We start from the raw sequence: 3,276 nt of genomic DNA on the forward strand, positions 1-3,276 counted from the left end.
TTTTGGATCGCTTCGCTTTTGGATCGCTTCGCTTTTGGATCGCTTCGCTTTTGGATCGCTTCGCTTTTGGATCGCTTCGCTTTTGGATCGCTTCGCTTTTGGATCGCTTCGCGTGTCTTTTAAATACTTTTATATTTAAAATTCAATACTTATAATTTAGCATTCCTTTGATACGTCATTACGAGAAAGAATGACGAAGTAATCTGTTACTTAAGAAACAGATTGCCACAAGTTTTTTCAAAACTTTCGCAAAGACGTTTCATAGATAAAACGTCACTTCGAGTGAATTTGCTTCGCAAATTTGTATCGAGAAGTACTTTGAAATTCAATAGTTAGTGATGTAACGATCAACAAATCAACAAAGAATAAAAAACAGCAAACTGAAAAATGTGAAAAAAGAAGTAATTATAATAGGCAATGGCATTGCAGGCGTCACGCTTGCAGTGCTTTTGCAACGTAAAGGAATTTCGTTTGTGCTTTTACACAGAGAAGAAGAAAAAGTACCTTTTGCGTTGGGTGAAACGTTGCCACCATCGGCAATGCCATTATTGGAAGAACTGAAACTACTTTCGCTGTTTGAAGAAAATGCATACCGAAAAACCTACGGATATCATTCCATGTGGGGAAGTCCGCAAGTGACGGATATTAATTTTTACCATCAAAATCCGTATAAAAATGGTTTGAAGATCAATAAGCATCAAACCTTAGAAAAAATGCGCGATTTAATTCGAGACAATATGGTTTCGTATTGCAAAGGTTTTGAAATCATTCATGAAGCACATGGAAATACAGTTGTTTTGGCAAAAAATGAAGGTTTTAAAATCGTTCAGGGAAAAATTTTAATTGATGCCACAGGAAGAAATCGTGCTGTTTTACAGAAATTGAAAATTGAAAGTGAAATTCATGACGAATTGGTTGCATTGAGTTGTCATATTCCAAAAATTGAACATTCAAAACTCACGCACGAAGTCTATGTAGAAAGTTTTAAAGAAGGTTGGGGAATTGTTTCTGCGTTGAACGAAACGGAAAATATTTGTACCATTTACACTCACAAAGGACATGAAATTTTACCAAAATTCAAGGATGTTTCACAATGGAAATCTGTCTTGTCGGAAACTGTCTATTTAAAAGATTTCTTGATTGAAGATACAAATGTAAAATTCAAAGGTGGCAATGCAAATTCTTCCGTAGCAAAAGAAATAGCAGGAAGCAATTGGCTCGCACTTGGAGATGCAGCAATGTCTTTTGATCCATTGTCTTCTCACGGAATTACCAATGCAATTTATACAGCGTCAAAAGCATCGGAGGTGATCGGAAAAAAACTCAATATTGCAGATACAGAAGCATTTCCCGAATATGGAGAAATCATGAAAGTTATTTTTCAACAGTATTTGCAGTCAAAAAATAATTTGTACCAACAAGAAACACGTTGGAAAGATGCAGCTTTTTGGAAGCGGTTTTTTCAGTGAGAATTAATGTTGTGAATTCAGTTGCTCAGTAAGATTTTTTAAAATAAGATCGTTCAAAAAATCTTTTTCTAAAGCTAACACATTGTACTTTTTTTGTTTTAAATAGACAATGATTCCTCTCGTTGGTAAATCGTCAAAATAATAGGAAATATGTGAAACTTTAGTGCCTTTATAACTTTGAATACCTTCTGTACTTAAGAGTATAGAAACTTTGTTTTTTGTCAATTTATTTATCCACAATTTCTCTATTTCCTCTGTATATGACCTAGTTTGCCTCAAATATTCTTTTCCTTTTTGTGTCACTTTACCATTATAAAACAAAGGATTTTTGTCACTTTTTATGAATTCCTCTTCAATCTCAGTTAGGTAAGCAACATAGTCTTTTGTCAGTTTGTGGTAAGTATTCACTTTAATTGTGCTTACACTATTAAGTATAGGATTTAAAATTGAAACCTTTTCATTCTCTGAAACTTCGACACGTGATTGTGAAGCTTCCGAAATCTTTAAATCAATTTCCACTGTTAGCTGTTTTGTATTGCGTTCTAATTCTGTTCCTAAAATCCCGAAAGAACCATTTACATCTTTAGATAGTTCGGTGTTGCATGCGCTTAACGTACACAAGATGAATGTTATTAAAATTGGGAGTTTTTTTGTTTTTGGCATTTGTTATTATTGTTGATTCAGAGGTAGTTTTGTAATTTGCAATGTATTGATTGTTAATGATTTTATGTTACAAGTGTATATCTGACTAGAAATTTAACAAAAATCTGTAAAGTTGGCTATTAAAAACAACTATTAACAGCGCTATTGTAGCGTATGACTTTTTAGTAAATTATTCTATTTTCCAAATCCATTCGTTCATGTAAAATTCTAACAATTTCAATCCTTTCATTTGATATTTGTTGATAAAAAATTATATGTTTTCCAGATGTAAGTCCGAGTAGATTTTTATTTATTCCATGATATTCTTTTCCAATAGCTGGATTTTCTCCAATTCCATTACAAGTCATTTTAATTGTAGCATAATACTTGTCGGCTTGCTTTTCAGACCATTTTTCGTAAGTATACGTCCAAATATCATTCAAATCATTAATGGCTTCTTGTCTAAATATAACTTTAACCATTCTTTCTTTTCTGAGCCTTTAGTCTTTTCAAATTTTCATCAAAGTCAAAATCTTCAACTAATGGACTATTCAATCCTTCTTGAATCGCATTTCTTAATGCAATTGTTTTACTTTCCTCATTTTCCAAAAGTCGCAGTCCAGCTCTAATTACTTCACTTACGTTTTTATATCGACCAGCTGAAACTTGAGCGCTTACAAATTGGTCAAAATAATTACCAAGTGAAATGGATGTATTTTTCATTTTTAAAATTCTTTAGCTATTTCAAATTTACCAATTTTTGGTAAAAATGACAAATTGTGGAGTTTTGTTTGGATTTGAGTTGATGGTTTTGTGTGTGATTTCGTTGCTAGTCCAAAGTACGGTAGAACTCGTTTTTGGCACACTAAAGGAATATATGGGACTTAGAAAAATCAATACATTAGGAATTAAACAAGCAAACAAAGTGATGCACTTAGCTGCGATTGCTTATAACCTAAAGAAATACCTAAAATTCATCACAAAAACGGCAAAAAGTGAAGCAAAATCACTTGCTTTAGTCATTTGCAAAATAAAGCTACTATTTAGTCACTATATCTTGATCGTAAGCGGTGCTAATTTTAGGATTCAATAATAAAACTCAAAATAAAGACCTCCTTAAAAGGGTTAAGAACGAGTCACTTTTTATAAAATTATGGGCTTGTGC

General features: G+C 32.4%; 5 protein-coding genes. 2 read left to right on the forward strand and 3 right to left on the reverse strand.

The genetic code is table 11. The annotated features are described in order from the left end of the window. Positions 1-389: 389 nt before the first annotated feature. Complete coding sequence (locus AB8B65_RS16535) at positions 390-1,469, forward strand: NAD(P)/FAD-dependent oxidoreductase (RefSeq protein WP_405302382.1); 1,080 nt, start codon at positions 390-392, stop codon at positions 1,467-1,469. 3 nt (positions 1,470-1,472) lie between these two features. Here AB8B65_RS16535 and AB8B65_RS16540 read toward each other — a convergent pair whose 3' ends face one another. From AB8B65_RS16540 to AB8B65_RS16550, 3 genes are all read right to left on the reverse strand, one after another. Further along, the gene (locus AB8B65_RS16540; RefSeq protein WP_405302383.1) at positions 1,473-2,132 is read right to left on the reverse strand and encodes a hypothetical protein; all 660 of its coding nucleotides are present in this window, start codon (positions 2,130-2,132) and stop codon (positions 1,473-1,475) included. A gap of 161 nt (positions 2,133-2,293) precedes the next feature. Then, positions 2,294-2,593 carry a type II toxin-antitoxin system RelE/ParE family toxin gene (locus tag AB8B65_RS16545; protein ID WP_405302384.1) on the reverse strand — a complete coding sequence of 100 codons (300 nt, stop codon included), beginning with the start codon at positions 2,591-2,593 and terminating at the stop codon, positions 2,294-2,296. After that, positions 2,586-2,834, reverse strand: a complete 249-nt coding sequence (locus tag AB8B65_RS16550) for a type II toxin-antitoxin system ParD family antitoxin (protein WP_405302385.1) — start codon at positions 2,832-2,834, stop codon at positions 2,586-2,588. The genes AB8B65_RS16545 and AB8B65_RS16550 overlap by 8 nt, the downstream gene beginning before the upstream one ends. Positions 2,835-2,880: 46 nt before the next feature. Here AB8B65_RS16550 and AB8B65_RS16555 point away from each other — a divergent pair, with 46 nt between their 5' ends. Beyond that, the gene (locus tag AB8B65_RS16555; protein ID WP_405302386.1) at positions 2,881-3,204 is read left to right on the forward strand and encodes a transposase; all 324 of its coding nucleotides are present in this window, start codon (positions 2,881-2,883) and stop codon (positions 3,202-3,204) included. Positions 3,205-3,276 lie beyond the last annotated feature (72 nt).

Source organism: Kordia sp., assembly GCF_045105435.1.
GTDB lineage: Bacteria > Bacteroidota > Bacteroidia > Flavobacteriales > Flavobacteriaceae > Kordia.

Bases quoted from the DNA above. Each gene is read 5' to 3' on its own strand.
- AB8B65_RS16555 (WP_405302386.1), top strand. From the start codon at position 2,881: ATGACAAATTGTGGAGTTTTGTTTGGATTTGAGTTGATGGTTTTGTGT.
- AB8B65_RS16540 (WP_405302383.1), bottom strand. From the start codon at position 2,132: ATGCCAAAAACAAAAAAACTCCCAATTTTAATAACATTCATCTTGTGT.
- AB8B65_RS16545 (WP_405302384.1), bottom strand. From the start codon at position 2,593: ATGGTTAAAGTTATATTTAGACAAGAAGCCATTAATGATTTGAATGAT.
- AB8B65_RS16550 (WP_405302385.1), bottom strand. From the start codon at position 2,834: ATGAAAAATACATCCATTTCACTTGGTAATTATTTTGACCAATTTGTA.